At 70.7% G+C, this 20,945-nt stretch carries 19 protein-coding genes; 11 read left to right on the top strand and 8 right to left on the bottom strand.

Annotated elements, in window-relative coordinates; all coding sequences use genetic code 11:
- The first annotated feature begins 18 nt into the window (after positions 1 to 18).
- Both tsaE and VLK61_RS29220 read left to right on the top strand, forming a co-directional pair.
- Complete coding sequence (gene tsaE / locus VLK61_RS29225) at positions 19 to 462, top strand: tRNA (adenosine(37)-N6)-threonylcarbamoyltransferase complex ATPase subunit type 1 TsaE (protein WP_325426771.1); 444 nt, start codon at positions 19 to 21, stop codon at positions 460 to 462.
- Positions 459 to 1,907, top strand: a complete 1,449-nt coding sequence (locus VLK61_RS29220) for an N-acetylmuramoyl-L-alanine amidase (protein WP_325426729.1) — start codon at positions 459 to 461, stop codon at positions 1,905 to 1,907. Before tsaE ends, VLK61_RS29220 begins: the two co-directional genes overlap by 4 nt.
- Before the next feature lie 19 nt (positions 1,908 to 1,926).
- Here VLK61_RS29220 and VLK61_RS29215 read toward each other — a convergent pair whose 3' ends face one another.
- From VLK61_RS29215 to VLK61_RS29180, 8 genes are all read right to left on the bottom strand, one after another.
- A complete protein-coding gene (locus VLK61_RS29215; protein WP_325426727.1) occupies positions 1,927 to 2,241 on the bottom strand; it encodes a copper-binding protein in 315 nt (104 codons plus the stop codon).
- 11 nt (positions 2,242 to 2,252) lie between these two features.
- Entirely contained in the window at positions 2,253 to 2,753 is a 501-nt protein-coding gene (locus tag VLK61_RS29210) for a cupredoxin domain-containing protein (protein WP_325426725.1), read from the bottom strand.
- A gap of 30 nt (positions 2,754 to 2,783) precedes the next feature.
- Positions 2,784 to 4,154, bottom strand: coding sequence for a multicopper oxidase family protein (locus VLK61_RS29205; RefSeq protein ID WP_325426723.1), 1,371 nt, complete (start codon positions 4,152 to 4,154; stop codon positions 2,784 to 2,786).
- Between the two features lie 11 nt (positions 4,155 to 4,165).
- Positions 4,166 to 5,581, bottom strand: coding sequence for a TolC family protein (locus VLK61_RS29200; protein ID WP_325426721.1), 1,416 nt, complete (start codon positions 5,579 to 5,581; stop codon positions 4,166 to 4,168).
- 106 nt (positions 5,582 to 5,687) lie between these two features.
- Positions 5,688 to 6,134 carry a hypothetical protein gene (locus VLK61_RS29195; protein ID WP_325426719.1) on the bottom strand — a complete coding sequence of 149 codons (447 nt, stop codon included), beginning with the start codon at positions 6,132 to 6,134 and terminating at the stop codon, positions 5,688 to 5,690.
- The gene (gene cueR / locus VLK61_RS29190) at positions 6,131 to 6,529 is read right to left on the bottom strand and encodes a Cu(I)-responsive transcriptional regulator (protein WP_325426768.1); all 399 of its coding nucleotides are present in this window, start codon (positions 6,527 to 6,529) and stop codon (positions 6,131 to 6,133) included. The genes VLK61_RS29195 and cueR overlap by 4 nt, the downstream gene beginning before the upstream one ends.
- Before the next feature lie 5 nt (positions 6,530 to 6,534).
- Complete coding sequence (locus VLK61_RS29185; RefSeq protein WP_325426717.1) at positions 6,535 to 8,784, bottom strand: heavy metal translocating P-type ATPase; 2,250 nt, start codon at positions 8,782 to 8,784, stop codon at positions 6,535 to 6,537.
- Positions 8,785 to 8,917: 133 nt separating this feature from the next.
- On the bottom strand, positions 8,918 to 9,583 hold the full coding sequence (locus tag VLK61_RS29180) for a DedA family protein (protein WP_325426715.1): 666 nt from the start codon (positions 9,581 to 9,583) through the stop codon (positions 8,918 to 8,920).
- A 73-nt stretch (positions 9,584 to 9,656) separates the two neighbouring features.
- Between VLK61_RS29180 and VLK61_RS29175 the strand changes: the two genes are divergently transcribed.
- The 9 genes from VLK61_RS29175 to VLK61_RS29135 all read left to right on the top strand — a co-directional run bounded on the left by VLK61_RS29175 (position 9,657) and on the right by VLK61_RS29135 (position 20,913).
- Positions 9,657 to 10,790: an ABC transporter substrate-binding protein gene (locus VLK61_RS29175; RefSeq protein WP_325426713.1), complete on the top strand. Its 1,134-nt coding sequence runs from the start codon at positions 9,657 to 9,659 to the stop codon at positions 10,788 to 10,790.
- 37 nt (positions 10,791 to 10,827) lie between these two features.
- Positions 10,828 to 12,708 carry a DNA mismatch repair endonuclease MutL gene (mutL, locus tag VLK61_RS29170; RefSeq protein WP_325426711.1) on the top strand — a complete coding sequence of 627 codons (1,881 nt, stop codon included), beginning with the start codon at positions 10,828 to 10,830 and terminating at the stop codon, positions 12,706 to 12,708.
- 1 nt (position 12,709) lies between these two features.
- Entirely contained in the window at positions 12,710 to 13,495 is a 786-nt protein-coding gene (locus VLK61_RS29165; protein WP_325426709.1) for a pseudouridine synthase, read from the top strand.
- Positions 13,495 to 14,730, top strand: coding sequence for a Bcr/CflA family efflux MFS transporter (locus VLK61_RS29160; RefSeq protein ID WP_325426707.1), 1,236 nt, complete (start codon positions 13,495 to 13,497; stop codon positions 14,728 to 14,730). Before VLK61_RS29165 ends, VLK61_RS29160 begins: the two co-directional genes overlap by 1 nt.
- 10 nt (positions 14,731 to 14,740) lie before the next feature.
- Positions 14,741 to 15,673: a tRNA (adenosine(37)-N6)-dimethylallyltransferase MiaA gene (miaA, locus tag VLK61_RS29155; RefSeq protein WP_325426704.1), complete on the top strand. Its 933-nt coding sequence runs from the start codon at positions 14,741 to 14,743 to the stop codon at positions 15,671 to 15,673.
- A gap of 186 nt (positions 15,674 to 15,859) precedes the next feature.
- Positions 15,860 to 16,453 carry a PEP-CTERM sorting domain-containing protein gene (locus VLK61_RS29150; protein ID WP_325426702.1) on the top strand — a complete coding sequence of 198 codons (594 nt, stop codon included), beginning with the start codon at positions 15,860 to 15,862 and terminating at the stop codon, positions 16,451 to 16,453.
- 120 nt (positions 16,454 to 16,573) lie between these two features.
- Positions 16,574 to 17,218: an ABC transporter ATP-binding protein gene (locus tag VLK61_RS29145; protein WP_325426700.1), complete on the top strand. Its 645-nt coding sequence runs from the start codon at positions 16,574 to 16,576 to the stop codon at positions 17,216 to 17,218.
- A gap of 9 nt (positions 17,219 to 17,227) precedes the next feature.
- Positions 17,228 to 19,738 (top strand): FtsX-like permease family protein, encoded by a 2,511-nt coding sequence (locus VLK61_RS29140; RefSeq protein ID WP_325426698.1) that lies wholly within the window; start codon positions 17,228 to 17,230, stop codon positions 19,736 to 19,738.
- Positions 19,735 to 20,913 carry a carotenoid 1,2-hydratase gene (locus tag VLK61_RS29135; RefSeq protein ID WP_325426696.1) on the top strand — a complete coding sequence of 393 codons (1,179 nt, stop codon included), beginning with the start codon at positions 19,735 to 19,737 and terminating at the stop codon, positions 20,911 to 20,913. Before VLK61_RS29140 ends, VLK61_RS29135 begins: the two co-directional genes overlap by 4 nt.
- The last annotated feature ends 32 nt before the right edge of the window (positions 20,914 to 20,945 follow it).

Raw genomic sequence — 20,945 nt, 5'->3', positions numbered from 1 at the left:
ATTCTAGAAACTCACTTGCTGCACTGGCCCGACGAGGCGGCCTGCGAAGCTTTCGCCCGCTCGCTGGCAACCCGGCCCGGCATTGCCGACGCCAGCATCGAGTTGCGCGGCAGCCTCGGCGCCGGCAAGACCACCTTCGTGCGCCACCTGTTGCGTGCGCTGGGCGTCAGCGGCCGCATCAAGAGCCCGACCTATGCGGTGATGGAGCCTTACCAATTGCCCGGCGGCGGCTCGGCCGCTCACTTTGACTTCTATCGCTTCAACGATCCGCGGGAATGGCTGGATGCCGGCTTCCGCGATGTGTTCTCGGCCCCCGGCCTGAAGCTGTCGGAATGGCCGGACAAGGCCGGCGAGCTGCTGCCGCTGCCGGACTTGCGGCTGGACATCGACACGCTGGATGACGACTCGCGCGCCGTGCGCATCGCCGCGCTGACGCCGCGTGGCGTGGGGCTGCTCGCATGACGCCGGCCCTGCCTTCTGCGTCCCGCCGCAGCGCCTTGCGCCGCATGGGCACGCTGGCGCTGCTGCTGGCGGGCCGCGACCTGGCTTTCGGCGCGGCGATCGTCGCGGTGCGCGTCTGGCCGGCATCGGACTACAGCCGCGTGACGATCGAGTCCGACCAGGCACTGGCGGCGCGACACTTCCTCACCGACAACCCGCCGCGCTTGGTGGTCGACATCGACCAGCTCGAACTCAGCCCGGCGCTGCGCGAACTGGTCGGCAAGGTGCAGGCCGACGACCCCTACATCGCCGGCGTGCGTGTCGGGCAATACCTGCCCCGCGTGGTGCGCCTGGTGGTCGACCTGAAGCAGGCGGTGGCGCCGCAGCAGTTCACGCTGGCGCCGGTGGCGGCCTACCGTCATCGCCTGGTGTTCGACCTGCACCCCGCGCAGGAGCGCGACCCGCTGCTCGCGCTGATCCTCGACCGCGAGCGCGCCGAGTCGCAAGCCGCCAAGAGCGTGCAGGACGCGCTGGGCGAGTTCATCGGCAGCATCGACAAACCCGGCGCCAAGCCGGGCGACAAGCCGGTGCAGCCGATTCACCCCCCGGCGCCGGCCGCCTCCGGACCGCTGATCGTCGAGCGCTCGACGATCCCCGCGCCCGGCGCCTCGGTGCCGCCGATGATGACGCCGGCACCCGAGCGCGTGCCCGAGCGCCCGCCGGTGATTCCGCCGGAAGAGCAGCGCCGCATCGACCGCCTGGTGATCGTCGCGATCGACCCCGGCCACGGCGGCGAAGACCCCGGCGCCATCGGCCCCAGCGGCCTGCGCGAGAAGGACGTGGTGCTGGCCGTGGCCCTGAAGCTGCGCGACCGCCTGAACAGCGTGCCCGGCATGCGCGCGATGCTGACCCGCGATGCCGATTTCTTCGTGCCGCTGCACGAGCGCGTTCGCAAGGCCCGCCGCGTGCAGGCCGACCTGTTCGTGTCGATCCATGCCGATGCCTTTTTCACGCCGGCGGCCAAGGGCGCCTCGGTGTTCGCGCTGTCGGAGACCGGCGCCACCAGTTCGGCCGCGCGCTGGATGGCGAACAAGGAAAACGCCGCCGACCTGGTGGGCGGCGCCAACACGATGGGCGTGAAGGACGCGCAGGTGCTGCGCGCAATGCTCGACATGAGCACCACCGCGCAGATCAAGGACAGCCTGAAGATCGGCCGCGAGGTGCTGGAGCGCATCGGCAAGGTCGGCGCGCTGCACAAGCGCCAGGTCGAACAGGCCGGTTTCGCAGTGCTGAAGGCGCCGGACATCCCGAGCATCCTGGTCGAGACGGCCTTCATCTCGAACCCCGAGGAAGAAGCGCGGCTGCGCGACGAGGGCTACCAAGACCGCCTGGTCGAGGCGCTGTTCACCGGCATCCGGCGCTACTTCGCGCGCAATCCACCCCTGGCGCGTCAGCGGGTTTTGTAGGTCAGCGCAGGCCCGCGGACTACTTCTCCAGCTCGATATGCGTCACGGTGAACGCGCCGTTCACGCGCTCAACGGCAAAGCGCAGCTTGTCGCCTTCCTTCAGCTTGTCCAGCATCGCCGGCTGCGCGACGCGGAAGACCATCGTCATCGCCGGCATGTCCAGGTTCTGGATCGGGCCATGGCGCAAGGTCAGCTTGCCGGCGTCCTTGTCGACCTTGCGCACTTCACCGCTGGCCAGGGGGGTGGCCGCGGCCGATGCCGCGGGTGCAGCGGGCTGGGCGGGGCTGCCGGCATGGGCAGCGACCGCCGCGGCGAGGCACGCCGCGCGAAGCATGGTCTTGATCCTCATTTGACAATCACCTTGCCGACCATGCCGGCTTCGAAATGCCCCGGGAGCAGGCAGGCGAACTGGTACTCGCCCGGCTGGGTGAACTGCCACACGATGTCGCCCCGCGCACCCGGCTTGACATGGGCCATGTGGGCTTCTTCGTGCTCCATCTCCGGGAACTTCTTCATCAGCGCCGCATGCGCCTGCAAGTCCTGGGTCGTGCCCAGCACCATTTCGTGCAGCAGCTTGCCCTGGTTGCGAATGACGAAGCGCACGGTCTGCCCACGCTTCACGGTGATGGTCTCGGGCGTGAAGCGCATCGTGTCCGCCGCCATCAGCGCGATCGTGCGCACCACCTTCTTCGGATCGCCTTCACGGCCGAAGGCCTTTTCCTCCACCTTCGTCGGGTCGTAGGTCCGCGCCGGTGCGGCATGGTCCTGGTCACCGTGTGCCAGGGCAGTGGCACAGGCCAGCAGCAGCGCGGTGGCCGCAACGGAGCGTCTGAAATCAGTGTTCATGAGGGGTCCTTTCAGCTTGTCGGAATCGGATCAGTGGTGGCCCTTGTGGCCGCCGGGCTTGCGCGCCGTGCCGGTGCCGGCATCGGCCTTCGGCGACGGGCTGCGCACCGGCGGCGCCGGTTCGCCGCTGAACTCGTAGGCGCCGGTGCCGGGCGGCTGCTTGAACCAGCCGGGATCGCGGTAGTCGCCAGGTTTCACGTCGTCGCGCACCTTCAGCACGCTGAACATGCCGCCCATGCCCACGGCACCGAAAGGCCCGGTGCCAGTCATCATCGGCAGCGTGTTGTCGGGCAGCGGCATCTCCATCTCGGCCATCTCGTGCATGCCCTTGTCGCCCATGTGCATGTAGTCCGGCACCAGCTTCGTGATCTTGTCGATCACGCCACGTGCATCGACGCCGATCATCGTCGGCACGTCGTGCCCCATCGCATTCATCGTGTGGTGTGACTTGTGGCAGTGGAAGGCCCAGTCGCCGGCCACCGCATCGAACTCGAAGGCCCGCATCTGACCCACCGCCACGTCGGTCGTCACTTCGGGCCAGCGCGCTGATTTCGGCACCCAGCCGCCGTCGGTGCCGGTCACTTCGAAGGTGTGGCCGTGCAGGTGCATCGGGTGGTTGGTCATCGTCAGGTTGCCGACGCGGATGCGCACCCGGTCGCCGGTGCGCGCCACCAGCGGGTCGATGCCGGGGTAGACGCGGCTGTTCCAGCTCCACAGGTTGAAGTCGAGCATGGTGTTGACCTGGGGCGTGGCCGAGCCGGGCTCGATGTCGTAGGCGGCGAGCAGGAAAGCGAAGTCGCGGTCGACCTTGTGCTGCCGCACATCCTTGGGGTGCACGATGAACAGGCCCATCATGCCCATCGCCATCTGCAGCATCTCGTCGGCATGCGGGTGGTACATGTGCGTGCCGGACTTGCTCAGCACGAACTCGTACACGTAGGTCTTGCCCGGCGCTATTGGCCCTTGCGTCAGCCCCGTGACGCCGTCCATGCCCGAGGGCAGCAGGATGCCGTGCCAGTGCACGCTGGTCGGCTCGGGCAGCCGGTTGGTGACGAAGATGCGCACGCGGTCGCCCTCCACCGCCTCGATCGTCGGCCCCGGGCTGCTGCCGTTGTAGCCCCACAGCCGGGCCTTCATGCCGGGCGCGAACTCACGCACCACCGGCTCGGCGACGAGGTGGAACTCCTTGACGCCCTGGTTCATGCGCCAGGGCAAGGACCAGCCGTTGAGCGTGACCACCGGGTTGAACGGCCGGCCGCTGGGCGGTGCTGCGGGCGGCTGCGTGGCCGGCGAGGCCTGGCTCGCGGCTTCGGGCAACGCGGCCAGCGCCCCCCGGCTGACGGCCGCGGCGCCGAGCGCGGTGGCGCCCGCGTTGCGAAGAAAGTTTCTGCGTGGGTTCATGGCCAGGGCTTTCAGTGCGCGGCGTCGCCGGCGGCGTCCAGCCGGCGCGAGGAAGAGGAAGGCGACAACGACAGTCCGCCGGCCGGCGAGCGTCCGGTCAAGGCGGTCTGCAGCTGGGTTTCGGCGATCCAGTGCTCACGCAGCGCCTCGATGGCACCGGTGACGCTGGCCACCTGCTCGCGCGCATCGGCCAGCAGTTCGAACACGCCGATCAGCATGCCGTTGTAGCGCAGCAGGTTTTCGTCGGCAATGCGCTGCTTCAAGGGCACGATCTGGTCGCGGTAGTGGCGCGCCAGCTGATAGGCCGTGAGGTAAGCGGCATGCGATTCGCGCACTTCGGACGCTGCGGTGATCGCCACGTCGGCGGCGCGCTGCACCGATTGCATGTACACCGCTTCGGCACGCGCCGAGCGGGCCTGGCCGAAGTCGAACAGCGGCAGCTCCAGCTCGATCTCGACGCCGCGCTGCCGCGCTTCACCGGTCTGGCGCTTGTCGGTCACACCGGCATGCAGGATGTTGACGAGCCGCGTGGCGCGCGTCAGCCCCAGCGCCTGCGCGGTGGCTTCGGTGTCGCGCTTGGCCATCAGCACGTCCAGCCGCTTGTGCATCGCCGTCTGCTCCGCGCCTTGCAGCGCCAGCGGCTCGGCCGGCAGGTCGGGCAAGCGTTCAGGCAACATGAAGCGCAGCTGCTCGCCCGACAGGCCCAGCAGGCGAACCAGCCGCTCACGTTCGGCCAGCACCTGGTGCTGCGCGCGGGCCAGTTGCACCGTGGCATCGGCATCGAAGGCCTGCTGGCGCATCTGCGCCAGCTTGTTGAAGTTGCCGGCCTGCAGCATGCGCCGGGCCAGTTCGCTGGTGGCTTCGGCAGCATGCTTGACCTGTGCGTGGTAGCGCAGCAGGTCCTGCGCCGCAACGGCGGAGAAAAACGCGCGCCGCACCTCGTTGGCCAGCCCCACGGCGTCGAAGGCGGCCTGCAGTTGCGCCTGCGCGAAGCGCTGCTGCGCCACCTGCCTGGCGGCGGGCAGCGTCAACAAGCCCAGCAGATTGACCATGATCGAGCGATCGATCTCGGTGACGCCGCCGCCGCTCAGGCGGCCGAAGCTGAAGCTCGGATTGGCCAGGCGGCCGGCGCGCACCAGGTCGGCTTCGGCAATGCCGAGCGCGAAGAACTGCGCCTGCAGGCCGCGGTTGTTCAGCAGCGCCACTTCCACCGCACGGTCAGCGCTGAGCGGCGCGGCCAGCAGCTCGGCCACGCGCGCCTGGGCGGTCTGGGTTTGTGCGGCGTCGCGCTGCCAGGCCACCGCCTGGCCGCTGCGTTCGCGTGTCATGTCGGCCACCGGGCCGAAGCCGCCATCCGGCGAGAACGAGGCGCAGCTGCCGAGCAGCAGCATCCCGGCGGTCGCCGAGGCTGTGAGGGTATTCTTCATGGATCCTAGCCATCTGATTCACCGGCCGGAGGCGAGCCCCCGCCGGCCATTCCCGTGCGTTGCACGCACGAGCGCTGGCAGGCCTGCGCGTGCAGGCCTCGCGGGGTCAGCGGCTTCGGGGTGGCCGCTCCTGGCCGTCCGAGATGAAACTCGGCGGCGGTGCGGACCAGGCTGGGAAAACTGCCGCGCACAGGCCCGGCGGCACTGCCATCACCGGCGGGCTGCCGAGTATCGGCGTGAGCGAGCAGAACGCCGCGCAGACGTTGCACTTGTCATGCGCCGCCAAGGCGGCCGCGTCCGCCTGAAAGCCAGCGCCGGCATGCGCCTGGTGGCCAGCGTCGGCATGCACCTGGTGGCCGGCATCAACATGCGCCTGCGCATGATGTCGGGCGTGCTCATGGCTGGACGCCGCCTGGCCCACGCTCGCCGGCGAGCACAGCATGGCCGCGGCCACCGCGCCCCGGAAGGGCAGCAGCAAGGCCAGCAGGATCAGCAGGATCGGGCGGATGTGTTTCACGACGGTCCAGATTAGCACGCTGACGATGCGGCTCAAGCGCCCTGGACCTGCGCCAGCGTGTCGAGGATCGGGCAGTCCGGCCGGTCGTCGCCATGACAGCAATGCACCAGGTGGCTCAGCGTCGACTTCATCGCCTGCAGCGCCTGCACCTTCTGCTCCAGTTCGTCGATGTGCGCCTGCGCCAGCGCCTTCACCTGGCGGCTGGAGCGGCGGCGGTCCTGCCACAGGCCCAGCAGTTCGCGGATCTGCTCGATCGAAAAACCCAGGTCGCGTGCATGACGGATGAAGCGCAGCGTGTTGAGCGCCTTGTCGCCGTACTGGCGGTAGCCGGCCTCCGTGCGCTGGGCTTCGGGAAACAGGCCCACGCTTTCATAGTGGCGGATCATCTTGGCCGACACGCCCGAGGCCTGGGCGGCCTGGCCGATGTTCATCACGTTCATCGTTCGCTCTCACCTGGGATGGACTGCCGCGCCGACGCACGCCAGCGCCGCAGCAGCAAGGCATTGCTGACGACGCTGACGCTGCTGAAGGCCATCGCCGCGCCGGCGATCACCGGGTTCAGCCAGCCCATCGCCGCCAGCGGAATGCCCAGCACGTTGTAGGCGAAGGCCCAGAACAGCCCCTGCCGGATCTTGGCCACGGTGCGGCGCGACACATCCAGCGCATCGGCCACCAGCCGCGGGTCGCCGCGCATCAGCGTGATGCCGGCGGTTTCCATCGCCACATCGGTGCCGGTGGCCATCGCGATGCCGACATCGGCCGCGGCCAGCGCCGGCGCATCGTTGATGCCGTCGCCGACCATCGCCACCACTTCGCCGGCAGCGCGCAGCGCCTGCACGGCGGCCGCCTTGTCGGCCGGCAGCACATCGGCGCGGACCTCGTCGATGCCCAGCTCCTGCGCCACCGCCTGTGCGGCGCCGTGGTTGTCGCCGGTCAGCATCACCGTCCTGACGCCCAATTGATGCAGGCGCTGCACCGCCGCGCGCGCCGAGGGCTTGATGCTGTCGCCGAAGGCCAGCAGGCCCAGCAGACGCGTCCTTTGTCCGTCAGCATCTCCGGGGTGGATCAACCACGAGATCGTGCGGCCCTGGCCCTGCAGCCGTTCGGCCGTCTCGGCCAGCGCCCCGGCCGCAACCGCCAATTCCTGCAGCAGCCGTGCGCTGCCCAGCACCAGCCGCTCGCCCTGCACGATGGCCTCCAGGCCACGGCCCGGCAGGGCCCGGGCCTCGTGCGCCTCGGGCACGGCCAGGCCTTCGGCCTGCACGGCCGCCATCACCGCCCGCGCCAGCGGATGGTCGCTGGCCTGCTGCAGCGCGGCGGCCTGGCTCAGCAGCGCGTCGCGCCTGGTGCCGTCGGCCGGCTCGGCGGCCACCAGCGACGGGCGCCCCAGCGTCAGCGTGCCGGTCTTGTCGAAGGCCACGACGGTCACCGCATGCGCCACTTCCAGCGCTTCGGCATCCTTGATCAGGATGCCCTGCCGCGCCGCGACACCGGTGCCGGCCATGATGGCCGTGGGTGTGGCCAGGCCCAGCGCGCAGGGGCAGGCGATGACCAGCACCGCCACCGCATTGACCAGCGCCTGCTCCCAGTCGCCGTTGGCCACCATCCAGCCCATGAAGGTGAGCAGCGCCACGCCCATGACCACCGGCACGAACACCGCGCTGACCCGGTCGACGATGCGCTGGATCGGCGCCTTGGCCGCCTGCGCCGATTCGACCATGCGGATGATGCGTGCCAGCGTGGTCTCGGCGCCGATGGCCAGCGTGCGCACGGTGAGTGCACCCTCGCCGTTGACCGAGCCGCCGGTGACCTTGTCGCCCACCGCCTTGGCCACCGGCAGGCTCTCGCCGGTGATCAGCGATTCATCGACATGGCTGCGGCCTTCGGTGATGTCGCCGTCCACCGGCACGCGTTCGCCGGGCCGCACCAGCACCAGGTCGCCGACCACCACCTGCGCCACCGGCAGTTCGAGCTCGGCCCCGTCGCGGCGCACCCTCGCGGTGGCCGGCCGCAGCGCGTTCAGCGCGCGGATCGCGTCCACCGTCTGCCGCTTGGCCCGGCCCTCCAGCCACTTGCCCAGCAGCACCAGCGTGATCACCGCCGCCGAAGCCTCGAAGTACAAGTGCGGCATGCCGTGCCCGGCGTGCCGCAGCAGCAGGTACACCGACAAGCCATAGGCCGCCGAGGTGCCGATGGCCACCAGCAGATCCATGTTGCCGCTGCCGGCGCGCAGCGCCTTCCAGCCGGCGATGTAGAAGCGGCCGCCCAGGATGAACTGCACCGGCGTGGCCAGCACCAGCTGCCACAGGCCGCCGAGCATCCAGTCCAGGCCGAACAGCTGCAGCAGCATCGGCGCCACCAGCGGCAGGGTCAGCAGCGCGCTGAGCACCACCGGCCACCAGGTCTGCGCTGGCCGGCCCTCGTTCACCGGCACCGCCGGCACATCGCTCGCGGTGTAGCCGGCGCGCTCGACGGCGGCCTTCAGCGCGGGCAGCGTCACGCTCGGCAGGCCCTGCACGGTGGCTTGCTCGGTGGCCAGGTTGACCGTGGCCTGCGAGACACCCGGCACCTTCTTCAGCGCCTTCTCCACCCGCATCACGCAGGAGGCACAGGTCATGCCGGAGATCTGCAGCGTGATCGCCTGGGGCTGGCCGAGTGCGGCGTGAGCGGCAAGGGCGGAGTTCATGTCGGTCCCGGTGGTGCTTGAAAGCGTCATGACGCGATGATCAAGCTTCCCATCATGGCAAGGTCAAGACCGAGCCCGAAAAGAAACCAACGATGGCGGGGTCTTCAGCGCGCTGAGGCCTATCGCTTGTGGCCTATCGGCTGTTGGCCGGCAGGCCAGCGCGCTGGGTGTAGCGTGCGCGCAGCGCACCGATCAGCACGATCAGCCCGGGCACCATGATCATGGCCCAGATGATGATGTTGAGGTTCTTCACCACCCACGGGATGTTGCCGAACAGGTAGCCCGCCGTGACGATGCTGACCACCCACAGCGTGCCGCCCGTCACGTCGTAGAACGTGAACTTGCGCCGTGTCATCTGCGCGACACCCGCGACAAACGGTGCGAAAGTGCGCACGAAAGGCATGAAGCGCGCCAACACAATCGTGATCCCGCCGTACCGCTCGTAGAACGCATGCGCCTGGTCAAAAGCCCGCTTGTTGAACCAGCGTGACTGTTCCCACCGGAACACCCGCGGCCCGATCTTGCGGCCGATGGCGTAGTTGGTCTGGTTGCCCAGCACCGCGGCGGCCACCAGCAGCGCCATCACCAGCGGATAGTTCATCAGCCCCACCCCGGCCAGCGCGCCGACCACGAACAGCAGCGAATCGCCAGGCAGGAAGGGCATCACCACCAGCCCGGTCTCGACGAAGATGATCAGAAACAGCAAGGCATAGACCCAGCCACCATAGTGCTCGACGAACACCCGCAGGTGCCGGTCGACGTGGAGGATGAAGTCGATGAGGTAAAGAACGGCGTCCATCGTGCCGATTATCAGGGGGCCATACCGGGTCGATACCGGGCTGATGCCGGGCCCCACGCAAGGAGACACATTCATGAACAAGCGCCGCCAGCTGCTGCTGGCTTCCCTGGCCGGCTCGGCCTCCTCGATCTTTGCGGCTGAATCGGGCGTTGGCGACAGCGAAATCCTGCTCGGCCAGAGCGCCGTGCTGAGCGGCCCGCTGGGGGTGTCGCTGCAGGGCTTCAACGCCGGCGCGAAGCTGGCCTTCGACGACACCAACGACAAGGGCGGCATCGCCGGCCGCAAGCTGCGGCTGATCTCGCTGGACGACGAACTGAAGCCCGAGCGTGCCGTCGCCAACTACAAGGCCTTGCTGGCCGAGCACAAGGTGTTCGCCTTCTTCGGCGGCGTGGGCTCGGGCCCCATTGCCGCGGCCGCGCCGATCCTGAAGGAAAGCAACGCGCCGCTGATCGGCAACTTCGCGCTGTCCGATGCGGTGCGCGACAAGGCCAAGGGCGCCGCCTACTTCGTGCGCGCCACCTATGGCCGCGAGGCCACCAAGCTGGTGAAGCACCTGGGCGCCATCGGCATCAGCCGCATCGCCGTGGCCCACCTGGACAACCCCGGCGGCCAGGAAGTGCTGGCGCTGGTGAAGGCCGCCGTGCTGGCCGAGGGCAAGGCCAAGGACCTGGCCGGTGCCGCCGCGGTGAAGAACGATGGCAGCAACGCGGTGGAGGCCGGCAAGGCACTGGCCGCGGCGAATGCCCAGGCCATCGTGATGTTCATCGCCGGACCGCCGGTAGCGCAGCTGATGGCGACGGTCGGTGAAGCCGGCGCATCGCCGTCGTTCTACGGCATGTCGGTGGTGGCCGGCGACCAGGTCGCCAAGGCCATGGGTGCCAAGCTGCGCGGACTGGCCACCTCGCAGGTGGTGCCCTACCCGTGGAGCGAATCGGACGCCACCGCGCTGGCCTTCCGCAAGCAGTGCGAGGCCGCCAAGGTGCCGGTGGCCTACCACGTCTACGAGGGCTACCTGAACGCGCTGGTGCTCACCGAAGGCCTGCGCCGCGCCGGGCGCAACCTGACGCGCGCCACGCTGCATGCGGCCATGCGCAGCTTGAAGGCGCGCATCGGCGGCGTCGACATCGACTACACCGGCGGCGACGCCACCGGCTCGCGTTTTGTCGAGCTGGTGCATGTGAGTTCCGAGGGCCGTTTCCGACGCTAGCCTGGCCATCGGGCCGGGGCCGGGATAATCCGGCCCCATGAGTTCCGCCCACCGCCCCATCCGCGAGCTGCCCGACGAGCTGGTCAGCCAGATCGCCGCCGGCGAAGTGGTCGAGCGCCCGGCCTCCGTGGTGCGCGAGCTGGTCGACAACGCGCTGGATGCCGGCGCCACGCAGGTCACCGTGCGCCTGTCGGCTGGCGGCGTGCGCAGCATCGTGGTCGAAGACGATGGCCAGGGCATCCCGCCCGAGCAACTGCCGCTGGCGCTGAAGCGCCACGCCACCAGCAAGATCGCCTCCTTGAGCGACCTGGAAGCCGTGGCGACCATGGGCTTCCGCGGCGAGGCGCTGGCCGCCATTGCCTCGGTGGCCGAACTGGCCATCGCCAGCCGCACCGCCGACGCCGTCCATGCCAGCCGCATCGACGCCCGCAGCGGCGAATTGCAGGCCGCCGCCCGCGCCCAGGGCACCAGCGTCGAAGTTCGGGAGCTGTTCTTCGCCACGCCGGCGCGCCGCAAGTTCCTGAAGACCGATGCCACCGAACTGGCGCATTGCCTGGATGCCGTGCGCCGCCATGCGCTGGTGCGGCCGGAGGTCGGCTTCACCGTCTGGCATGAAGGCAAGCTGATCGAGCAGTGGCGCGGCGCCACGCCCGAGCAACGCATTGCCGATGTGCTGGGCGACGAGTTCATCGTGCAGAGCCGGCCGGTCGAAGGCCGCGGCGGCGCCGTGCGCATCAGCGGCCGCGTCGGCCTGCCCGATGCCGCGCGAGCGCGCGCCGACCAGCAGTACGCCTATGTCAACGGCCGCTACGTGCGCGACCGGCTGATCGGCCATGGCGCGCGCAGTGCGTATGAAGACGTGCTGCACGGCAACCGCCAGCCCAGCTACGTGTTGTTCATCGATATCGAGCCGCAGCGCGTCGATGTCAACGTGCACCCGACCAAGATCGAGGTGCGCTTCCGCGACAGCCGCGAGGTGCACCAGGCCGTGCGCCATGCGGTGGAAGCGGCGCTGGCGCAGTCGAGGGCGCCGGTGCTGGCTGAGGCCGGGGCCGTGGCGGGTCTGCCGGAACCGCCTAACGCATTTTTGCCACGGCCATCATTCTCCGCGCCGGCATGGCAACCCAGCGTGGCCGGCGCGCAAAGCTCGCTGGGCCTGCAGGACCTGGCGGTGCTGTATGCGCAGGAGCCTGCACCGCGCTGGAATGCAGGCCCTGCCAATGGCACCGCCTTCGTGGCGCCTGCAGCGCCCGCGCCGGCCACCGAAGCCGATGGCTGGTCCATGCCAGCCTCCGAGGCCGGTGGCCTGTCCACACCGGCCTCCGCGCCCGGTACGTGGCCGCTGGGCCGTGCGCTGGCCCAGCTCGGCGGCGCCTACGTCCTGGCCGAGAACCAGCAAGGCCTGGTGATCGTCGACATGCACGCGGCCCACGAGCGCATCGTCTACGAGCGTCTGAAGGCCGCGCAGGGCGAGGCCACGATGGCCGCGCAGCCGCTGCTGATCCCGGCCACCTTTGCCGCCACGCCGGCCGAAGTGGCCACCGCCGAAGCGCAGGCCGAGGCCTTGTCGGCGCTGGGCCTGGATGTCGCGCCGCTGTCGCCCGGCGTGCTGGCGGTGCGCTCACGCCCGGCCGCGCTGCCCGATGCCGACCCGGTGGCGCTGGCCCGCGCGGTGCTGGCCGAGCTGGCCGAGGTCGAGGCCTCACGCGTCGTGCAGCGCGCCCGCGACGAACTGTTGGCCACCATGGCCTGCCACGGTGCCGTGCGCGCCAACCGGATGCTGACGATCACCGAGATGAATGCGTTGCTGCGCGACATGGAACGCACCGAGCGCGCCGACCAGTGCAACCACGGCCGCCCCACCTGGCGACAAGTCACGCTGAAAGAACTGGACACGCTGTTCCTGCGTGGAAGATGACATGAACTCCCCAGAAAAACCTAGCGCCGATGGTGTGCGTCTATCGAAAGTGTTGGCCGAACGTGGCCTGGCCTCCCGCCGCGAGGCCGACGAATGGATAGAAGCCGGCTGGGTGCGCGTCAACGGCGTGCCGGCGGTGCTGGGCCAGCGCGTGCTGCCGGACGTCAGGATCGACATCGACCCGCTGGCCCACAAGCAGCAGGCGCAACGGGTCACCGTGCTGCTGCACAAGCCCATGGGCTATGTCTCCGGCCAGGCCGAAGACGGCTACGAACCGGCCAGCGTGCTGTTCACCGCCGCCAACCGCTGGAAGGAAGACAACGCGCCGACCCAGTTCCACCCGGGCCACCAGCGCGGCCTGGCCCCTGCCGGCCGGCTGGACATCGATTCCACCGGCCTGCTGGTGCTGACGCAGGATGGCCGCATCGCGAAGATCCTGATCGGCGAGGACAGCCGCGTCGAGAAGGAATACCTGGTGCGCGTGCAGCCGATGAACCCGGCCACCGTGGAGCCCGGCCAGCCGATGCTGCCGCCGCAGCAGATGGCGCTGCTGCAGCAAGGCCTGGCGCTGGACGGCAAGCCGCTGCGCCCGGCGCGGGTGAGCTGGGCCAACGAGGACCAGCTGCGCTTCGTGCTGCGTGAAGGCCGCAAGCGCCAGATCCGCCGCATGTGTGAACTGGTCGGCCTGAAGGTGACCGGGCTCAAGCGTGTGCGCATCGGCAGCGTGGTGCTGGGCAAGCTGCCGGCCGGCCAATGGCGTTATCTGCGACCCGAAGAACGCTTCTGATGCCGGCGACTGCTTCGGCGCCGCGGCCGTCCCCGCTGCTGGCCGCGTTTGTCCTGGCGCTGCTGCTGGGCATGCAACCGGTGTCCACCGACCTGATGCTGCCCGCCCTGCCCTTGCTGGCCGCCGACCTGAACGCAGGCATGGCCCCGGCGCAGCTGACGATGTCGGCGCTGATCCTGGCCTTCGGCATCGCGCAGCTGGTGTGGGGCCCGCTGGCCGACCGCTTCGGCCGCCGGCCCATCCTGCTGAGCGGCCTGGCGTTGTATGGGCTGGCCAGTGTCGGTGCGGCGCTGGCGGGTGACGTGATGCAGGTGGTCGGCTGGCGCATCGTGCAGGGCGCCGCCTTGTCGGTGCCGGTGGTCTGCGCGCGGGCGATGGTGCGCGACCTGTACGAGCCGCATGAAGGCGCGCTGGTGATGGCCAAGGCGCTGTCCGGCCTGGGGCTGATCGCCATCGGCTCGCCACTGCTCGGCGGTGTGCTCGCCGCGGCCTTCGGTTGGCGCGCGGTGCTGGCGGCGATGGCGCTGGCCGGGGCGCTGATGGGTGGCTTCCTGTTCCTGCGCTGGCCCGAGACGATCCGCCAGCGCCGGCCCGATGCCACGCGGCTGAAACCGCTGCTGGCGCAGACCGCGCAGGTGCTGCGGCACCCGGGCTTTCGCGCCTGGGCGCTGCTGGTCACCTGCACCTATGGCGGGCTGTTCGTGTTCCTGGCCGGCGCGGGCTTCGTGCTGATCCGCGTGCTGGGCCTGACGCCGCTGCATGCTGGTGCGGTGATGAGCACCACCTCGATCGCCTACATCGCCGGCACCTTCGTCTGCCGGCACTGGCTGCCGCGCCATGGCCTTGCCGGCACGGCAGTGCGCGGCGCCGGCTTCACGCTGGTGGCCTGCGTGCTGATGTCGGCACTGGCCATCACCGACGCCCGATCGGTCTGGGCGGTGATGTTGCCGACCTGGGTGTACTCACTCGGCCATGGCGTGCACCAGCCCTGTGGCCAGGCCGGTGCAGTGGGCCCCTTCCCGCATGCGGCGGGCCAGGCCTCGGCGCTCGCCGGGTTCGTGCTGGCTGTCGGTGCATTCGCTGTCGGGCTGTGGCTGGGCCATGCCCTGGACGGCACGGTGCGGCCGCTGGCCAGCGGCATGGCGGTGGCCGCCGCGCTGACCGTGCTGGTGGCCTGGACGCTGGTGCGGCGCGACGGCGAACCGGTGCGCAAGCCATCGTTGAAGCCGGCGTGAGGGTGGCGTGATGCAGGCCCTCGGCATCGCCGGCCCCACCGCCTCGGGCAAGAGCGCACTGGCGCTGGCCATCGCAGCCAGCTTGGCACCGCGCTGGCCGGTGGAGATCATCAGCGTCGATTCAGCGCAGGTCTACCGCGGCATGGACATCGGCACCGCCAAGCCCGATGCCGGCGAGCGTGCCGCATGGCCGCATCATTTGATCGATATCCTCGAACCGACCGAAACCTATTCGGCCGCTCAGTTCGCCGCCGATGCACGCCGGCTGATCGGCGAGATCAACGCGCGCGGCCGCCTGGCGCTGCTGGTCGGTGGCACGATGCTGTACTTCAAGGCGCTGATCGATGGCCTGGATGCGATGCCGCCGGCCGACGCTGCGGTGCGTGCGGCGATCGATGCCCGGGCCGCCGCCGCCGGCTGGCCCGCGCTGCATGCCGAGCTGAAGCAGGTGGACCCCGTCACCGCGGCGCGGCTGGCGCCCAACGATGCGCAGCGCGTCCAGCGCGCGCTGGAGGTCTGGCAGCTCAGCGGCGAGCCGCTGTCCAGCCACCATGGTCGCTCGCGCTCGCCCGGGCTCGCGCTGCCGCTGCTGTCGCTGGAGCCGGCCTCGCGTGCCTGGCTGCACCAGCGCATCGCCCAGCGCTTCGATGCGATGCTCGCCGCCGGACTCGTCGACGAAGTGCGCGGCCTGCGTGCGCGGGGCGACCTGCAACCGGACTTGCCGTCCATGCGCTGCGTGGGTTATCGCCAGGCCTGGACTGCGCTGGACGCCAACGACCTCAGCGGGCTGCGCGAACAAGGCCTGGCCGCGACACGCCAGTTGGCCAAGCGCCAGCTGACCTGGCTGCGATCGATGCCGCGGCAGGCCCTAACCTGCGAAGCACCGGACCTGCAGGCACAGGCCCTGGAATGGATCGCAAGGCAGCTGTCGGCACCGGGCTGACACGCCCTTCATCCCCCCGCAAGCACGGGGGTGGCGGGCCAAAGCGGCCGAATCCGGCTCCGAAACGTGAAATCTGCATCCCCGCAAGCGCGGGACGCGCGCAGCCCTGCACGCCCGCTGCATGCCGACTTTCGCTATCCTCGACCGCACTCACCGTTACCACAACGCCAAGTTGGGAAAAACACCATGAAGCTTTCGTACATCGGCGCAGCCTTGCTCGCGCTGGCTGCAGCAAGCGGCGCCAGTGCCACGCCGGTGGTCAGCGGCCTCGGCGCCGGCCAGTCGTTCCAGCAATACAGCGGCACGGCCCCGGTCGGCAACGGCCACGTCAACACCGACAACGTGCTGTGGTTCGTCGACGAGCTTGCCGTCAACAGCCTGAAGTCCTGGTTCATCTTCTTCGATCCGAGCAGCAGCCAGGCCATCAGCGCGACGCTGGTCTTCGACAGCCCGATCGTCGATGTCATCATCGACCGCGCCGGCCTCTTCCAATCGCACGGTGTCTACGGCGTGGACATCGATCAGGATGGCAACTTCAACGACTACCAGCATGCGGCCCGCACCGGCCTGGAAGGCGTGCAGGATGGGGTGGTCTGGACCCCCGGCAGCCAGACCTTGCAGCTGCGCTGGACCGCCGAGAACCCCGGCGACCACATCCGCGTGCTGACCGGAGCGAGCTCCTTGACCGCGCTCAACGTGCCGGAACCCGCGAGCTGGGGCCTGGCCGGCGTGGCACTGGCTGCGCTGGTGGGCGCGCGGCTGCGCCGCCGCAAGTCCTGAACCCGGCCGCCTGGGGGCGGCTGGCCTTTGCCAAACAAGCCGCCTGCGGGCGGCTCGTCATTGCCAAACAAGCCGCCTGCGGGCGGCTTGCGTGCTTCCGCGCTGGGGCATCATCGGCCCATGCTGCGCATCGAGGCCCTGAGCAAGTCCTATGACCGCACGCCGGTGTTCCACGATGTCTCTCTGGTGCTGGCGCCGGGCGAATTCGTCGCGATGCTCGGTGAATCGGGGGTCGGCAAGTCGACGCTGCTGAACTGCATCGCCGGGCTGGACGAGGCCGACAGCGGCAGCGTGCAGCTCGACGGCCAGCGCGTGCTGTCGCTCAGCGAGCCCGAGCGGGCGCGGCTTCGGCGCGAAAAACTCGGCTTCGTGTTCCAGGCCTTCCATCTGCTGCCGCAGCTGACGGTGGCGCAGAACATCGAGCTGCCGCTGCGTTTGCTGGGTAAGCCGGATGCACAACGCACGAACGAGCTGCTGGCCGCCGTCGGCCTCGCCGGCCTGGGCGCGCGCAGCCCGGCGCAGCTGTCGGGCGGGCAGCTGCAACGCGTCGCGCTGGCCCGCGCGCTGGTGCACCGGCCCAGGCTGATCCTGGCCGACGAACCCACCGGCAACCTCGACCCGGCCACCGCCGAGCGCATGCTCGACCTGCTGCAGGCCCAGGTGAAAGCCGAGGGCGCGGCCTGCCTGCTGGTGACGCATTCGGCCGCGGCGGCCGCGCGCGCCGATCGGCGTGTGCAGCTCACCGCTGGCGGCATCGTCGGCTGAAACCACAGCATGTGGCGCCACCTGCTGCCGCTGACGCTGGCCGAATGGCGGCACCACCCCTGGCGCCATGCGGTGGCGCTGCTGGCGGTGGCGCTCGGCGTGGCGCTGGCCAGCTCGGTGCAGCTGATCAACCATTCGGCGCTGGCCGAGTTCTCGCAGGCCGTGCGCGCGGCCAACGGCGAGCCCGATGTGACGCTGGCTGCCACGCAGCGCGAAGGCTTCGACGATGCGCTGTTCGCCACGCTGGCGCGCGATGAACAGGTCGCCGTCGCCAGCCCGGTGCTGGAGATCGACAGCCACGCACGGCGCGGCGACGCCGAACCGCGCGTGGCGCTGCGCATCACTGGCATCGATGCACTGCGCGTCGCGGCGATCGCGCCGGCGCTGCTGCCGCAATCGCCACCCGGCAGCGGGCCGACCGCGCTGATCGAGCCCGACAGCGTCTGGCTCAACCCGGCCGCGCAGGCGCGCCTGCAGGTCGAGCCGGGCCAGACGCTATGGCTGCAATCGGCCCAGGGCTGGCAGGCGCTGCGCGTGGCCGGGCGCGTGGCCACCGGTGGCGCGCCGCTGGCGGTGCTGGACATCGCCAGCGCGCAGGCCCACTTCGGCCGCGCCGGCCGGCTGTCGCGCATCGATGTGCGGCTGGTCACCGGCGTCGACCGCGAGGCCTGGCTGCGCCGGTTGGTGCTATCTCCTGATGTACGCGTCAGCCAGGCCGATGAAGCGGCGCAGCGCATCTCCAACCTGTCGCTGGCCTACCGCGTGAACCTGGGCGTGCTGGCGCTGGTGGCGCTGCTGGTCGGCGGCTTCTTGGTGTATTCGGTGCTGGCGCTGTCGGTGGCGCAGCGCACGCCGGCCTTTGCGCTGCTGGGCGTGCTGGGCCTGCCGGCGCGCGAGCGGCGCGCGCTGGTGCTGGTGGAGACCGCCGTGCTCGGCCTCGTCGGCAGCGCGCTCGGGCTGGTGCTCGGCGCGGCCATGGCCTGGGCCGCGCTGCGGGTGCTGGGCGGTGACCTGGGCGGCGGCTACTTCCCCGGCGTGGCGCCGGTGCTGCGCTGGCCCTGGGGCCTGCTGGCGGCTTGCGGGCTGCTGGGCATGTTCGCGGCGGTCGCCGGGGCCTGGTGGCCGGCTCGTGCCGCCGAGCGGCTGGCCCCGGCGCTGGCGCTGAAGGGCCTGGGCAGCGGCAGCAGTGCATCGCCGCCGGCCTGGCCCGGCCTGGCGGCGCTGGCCGGCGGCGGCTTGCTGGCACTGCTGCCGCCGATCGGCGGCCTGCCGCTGGCCGCCTATGGTGCGGTGGCGCTGCTGCTGGCCGGCGGCGTCGCGCTGGTGCCGGCGGCTGTGCAGGCGCTGCTGCAAACCGCCGGCACGCCCCGCGGTGCGCTGCCGCTGCTGGCCTTGCGCCGCGCCCACCATGCGCGGCAGACCGCCAGTGCCACGGTGGCCGGCGTCGTCGCCAGCCTGGCGCTGTCGGTCGCGCTGACGGTGATGGTGGCGAGCTTCCGCGACGCCGTGGCCTCCTGGCTGGACAGCGTGCTGCCCGCCGACCTCTATGTGCGCAGCAGCCTCAGCAGCGGGGCCAGCGACCAGGCCGTGCTGCCGCAGGGTTTTGCCGCGTCGGCTGCCGCGCTGCCCGGCATCGCGCGAGTGCAGGCCACGCGGCAGCGGCCGCTGCAGTTCGATGCCCGGCAGCCTGCGGTGGCGCTGGTGGCCCGGCCCTTGTCCGACCCCGCCGCGATGCTGCCCCTGCTGGGCCCGCTGCTGCCGGCAAGGCCCGGTGAGTTGTCGGTCTACATCAGTGAGCCGGCGGCCGCGCTGTACCACTGGAAGCCAGGGGACATGATCGAGCTGCCCTTGCTTCCCAACTCACAAAAAGCACGCGTGCGCGGCATCTGGCGTGACTACGCCCGCCAGTTCGGCAGCATCGCGATCGACGCTGCCGACTACCAGCGCCTGAGCGGCGACACCGCGCAGAACGACCTGGCGCTGTGGCTGGCGCCAGGCGCTGCGCCGGCCGACGTGGCGACGGCACTGAAGCAGCTGGCCGGCGATGCCACGCCGATCGAGACCATCGGCACCAGCGAACTGCGCCGCCTGTCGCTGGCGATCTTCGACCGCAGCTTCGCGGTCACGCGCTACCTGCAGGCCGTGGCCATCACGGTGGGGCTGATCGGCGTGGCGGCCAGCCTGTCGGCGCAAGTGCTGTCGCGGCGCAAGGAGTTCGGCCTGCTGGCCCACCTGGGGCTGACGCGCCGACAGGTGATGGGCCTGGTCACGCTGGAAACGCTGGCCTGGCTGGGCGCCGGCTGCGCCGTGGGCCTGGCGCTGGGGCTGGCGATCGCGGCGGTGCTGGTGTTCGTGGTCAACCCGCAGAGCTTTCACTGGACCATGCCGCTGCAGTTGCCGGGCTGGCCGCTGGCGCTGCTCACGCTGGCTGTGCTCGTGGCGGGTGCCGCCACCGCGGCCTTCAGCGCGCGGCAGGCAGCCTCGCGCCATGCGGTGCTGGCGGTGAAGGAGGACTGGTGAGCCCGCGCCGTCGGGCGCTGCTGGCCGCACTGAGCGGGCCACTGAGCGGGCCGCTGACCGGGCCGCTCGGGCTGACGATGCCGGCGCGTGCGCAGATGCCATCGGCCCCGGCCGCTTCGCGCGGCACGCCGCCCATGGCCGACGAGGACAGCATCCGCCCCGAGCGCCACCTGCAGTTCCCGCGCGACCACGGCGCCCATTCCGGCGCGCGCATCGAATGGTGGTACGCCACCGGCTGGCTGCAGCCGCCGGGCCAGGCGGCGCCGATCGGCTGGCAGCTGACCTTCTTCCGCAGCCGCACGGGGCTGGCGGCCACGCTGCCCGGCCGCTTCGCGCCGCGCCAGCTGCTGTTCGCGCATGCCGCCATCAGCGACATCGCCGCCGGCCGCCACAGCCATGCGCAGCGCCTGTCGCGCTGGTCCGGCGACGAGCGATGGCCCGAAGCCCATGCGCAGCGCGCCGACACCGGCGTGGTGCTGGGCCCCTGGCAGCTGCGGCGCGACGCCGCCAGCGGCCGCTACCAGGCCCGGCTGCCGGCGCCCGAGGCCGGCTTTGCGCTGGACCTGGCGCTGCAGCCCACGCAGCCCGTGCTGCTGCAAGGCCAGGCCGGTTTCTCGCGCAAGGGGCCGCTGCCGGCGCAGGCCAGCCACTACTACTCGCTGCCGCATCTGGCGGTGACGGCGCAGCTGCTGCGCGGCAGCCGCCGCCAAACACTCACCGGCAGCGGCTGGCTGGACCATGAGTGGAGCGACGAACTGATGCCGGCCGACGCGGCAGGCTGGGACTGGATCGGCATCAACCTGCACGACGGCGGCGCCTTGACCGCCTTTGTGCTGCGCCGCCGCGATGGGAGCGTGGTCTGGGCCGGCGGCAGCCACCGGCCGGCCGGCGGCGCGGTGCGCGCCTTCCCTGCCGGCGAGGTGAGTTTCACGCCGCAGCGCGAATGGACCAGCCCGAAGTCCGGCGCGCGCTATCCCGTGAAGTGGGCCATCGTCACGCCGGTGGGCGCGTTCCAGCTGGAGGCCTTGCTCGACAACCAGGAACTGGACAGCAGCGCCAGCACCGGCGCGGTGTACTGGGAAGGCCTGGCCGCGCTGCAGGACAGCGGCGGTCGGCGCGTCGGCCTGGGTTACCTGGAGATGACCGGCCGCGTGGCGCCGCTGCGGCTGGGGTGACAGTGAGGCACAGGCTGCCCGCAGGGACAGCC

Source organism: Aquabacterium sp., assembly GCF_035476535.1.
GTDB lineage: Bacteria > Pseudomonadota > Gammaproteobacteria > Burkholderiales > Burkholderiaceae_C > Pseudaquabacterium.
Note: the sequence above shows the minus strand (reverse complement) of the source record. Positions and strands in the feature narration are given on the sequence as shown.

Excerpts from the sequence above, each read along its gene's own strand:
- miaA (WP_325426704.1), top strand. The coding sequence starts at position 14,741 with ATGCAGGCCCTCGGCATCGCCGGCCCCACCGCCTCGGGCAAGAGCGCA.
- VLK61_RS29175 (WP_325426713.1), top strand. The coding sequence starts at position 9,657 with ATGAACAAGCGCCGCCAGCTGCTGCTGGCTTCCCTGGCCGGCTCGGCC.
- cueR (WP_325426768.1), bottom strand. The coding sequence starts at position 6,529 with ATGAACATCGGCCAGGCCGCCCAGGCCTCGGGCGTGTCGGCCAAGATG.
- VLK61_RS29165 (WP_325426709.1), top strand. The coding sequence starts at position 12,710 with ATGAACTCCCCAGAAAAACCTAGCGCCGATGGTGTGCGTCTATCGAAA.
- VLK61_RS29215 (WP_325426727.1), bottom strand. The coding sequence starts at position 2,241 with ATGCTTCGCGCGGCGTGCCTCGCCGCGGCGGTCGCTGCCCATGCCGGC.
- VLK61_RS29210 (WP_325426725.1), bottom strand. The coding sequence starts at position 2,753 with ATGAACACTGATTTCAGACGCTCCGTTGCGGCCACCGCGCTGCTGCTG.
- VLK61_RS29200 (WP_325426721.1), bottom strand. The coding sequence starts at position 5,581 with ATGAAGAATACCCTCACAGCCTCGGCGACCGCCGGGATGCTGCTGCTC.
- VLK61_RS29140 (WP_325426698.1), top strand. The coding sequence starts at position 17,228 with ATGTGGCGCCACCTGCTGCCGCTGACGCTGGCCGAATGGCGGCACCAC.
- VLK61_RS29145 (WP_325426700.1), top strand. The coding sequence starts at position 16,574 with ATGCTGCGCATCGAGGCCCTGAGCAAGTCCTATGACCGCACGCCGGTG.
- VLK61_RS29160 (WP_325426707.1), top strand. The coding sequence starts at position 13,495 with ATGCCGGCGACTGCTTCGGCGCCGCGGCCGTCCCCGCTGCTGGCCGCG.
- VLK61_RS29205 (WP_325426723.1), bottom strand. The coding sequence starts at position 4,154 with ATGAACCCACGCAGAAACTTTCTTCGCAACGCGGGCGCCACCGCGCTC.
- VLK61_RS29180 (WP_325426715.1), bottom strand. The coding sequence starts at position 9,583 with ATGGACGCCGTTCTTTACCTCATCGACTTCATCCTCCACGTCGACCGG.
- VLK61_RS29150 (WP_325426702.1), top strand. The coding sequence starts at position 15,860 with ATGAAGCTTTCGTACATCGGCGCAGCCTTGCTCGCGCTGGCTGCAGCA.
- mutL (WP_325426711.1), top strand. The coding sequence starts at position 10,828 with ATGAGTTCCGCCCACCGCCCCATCCGCGAGCTGCCCGACGAGCTGGTC.
- VLK61_RS29220 (WP_325426729.1), top strand. The coding sequence starts at position 459 with ATGACGCCGGCCCTGCCTTCTGCGTCCCGCCGCAGCGCCTTGCGCCGC.
- VLK61_RS29185 (WP_325426717.1), bottom strand. The coding sequence starts at position 8,784 with ATGAACTCCGCCCTTGCCGCTCACGCCGCACTCGGCCAGCCCCAGGCG.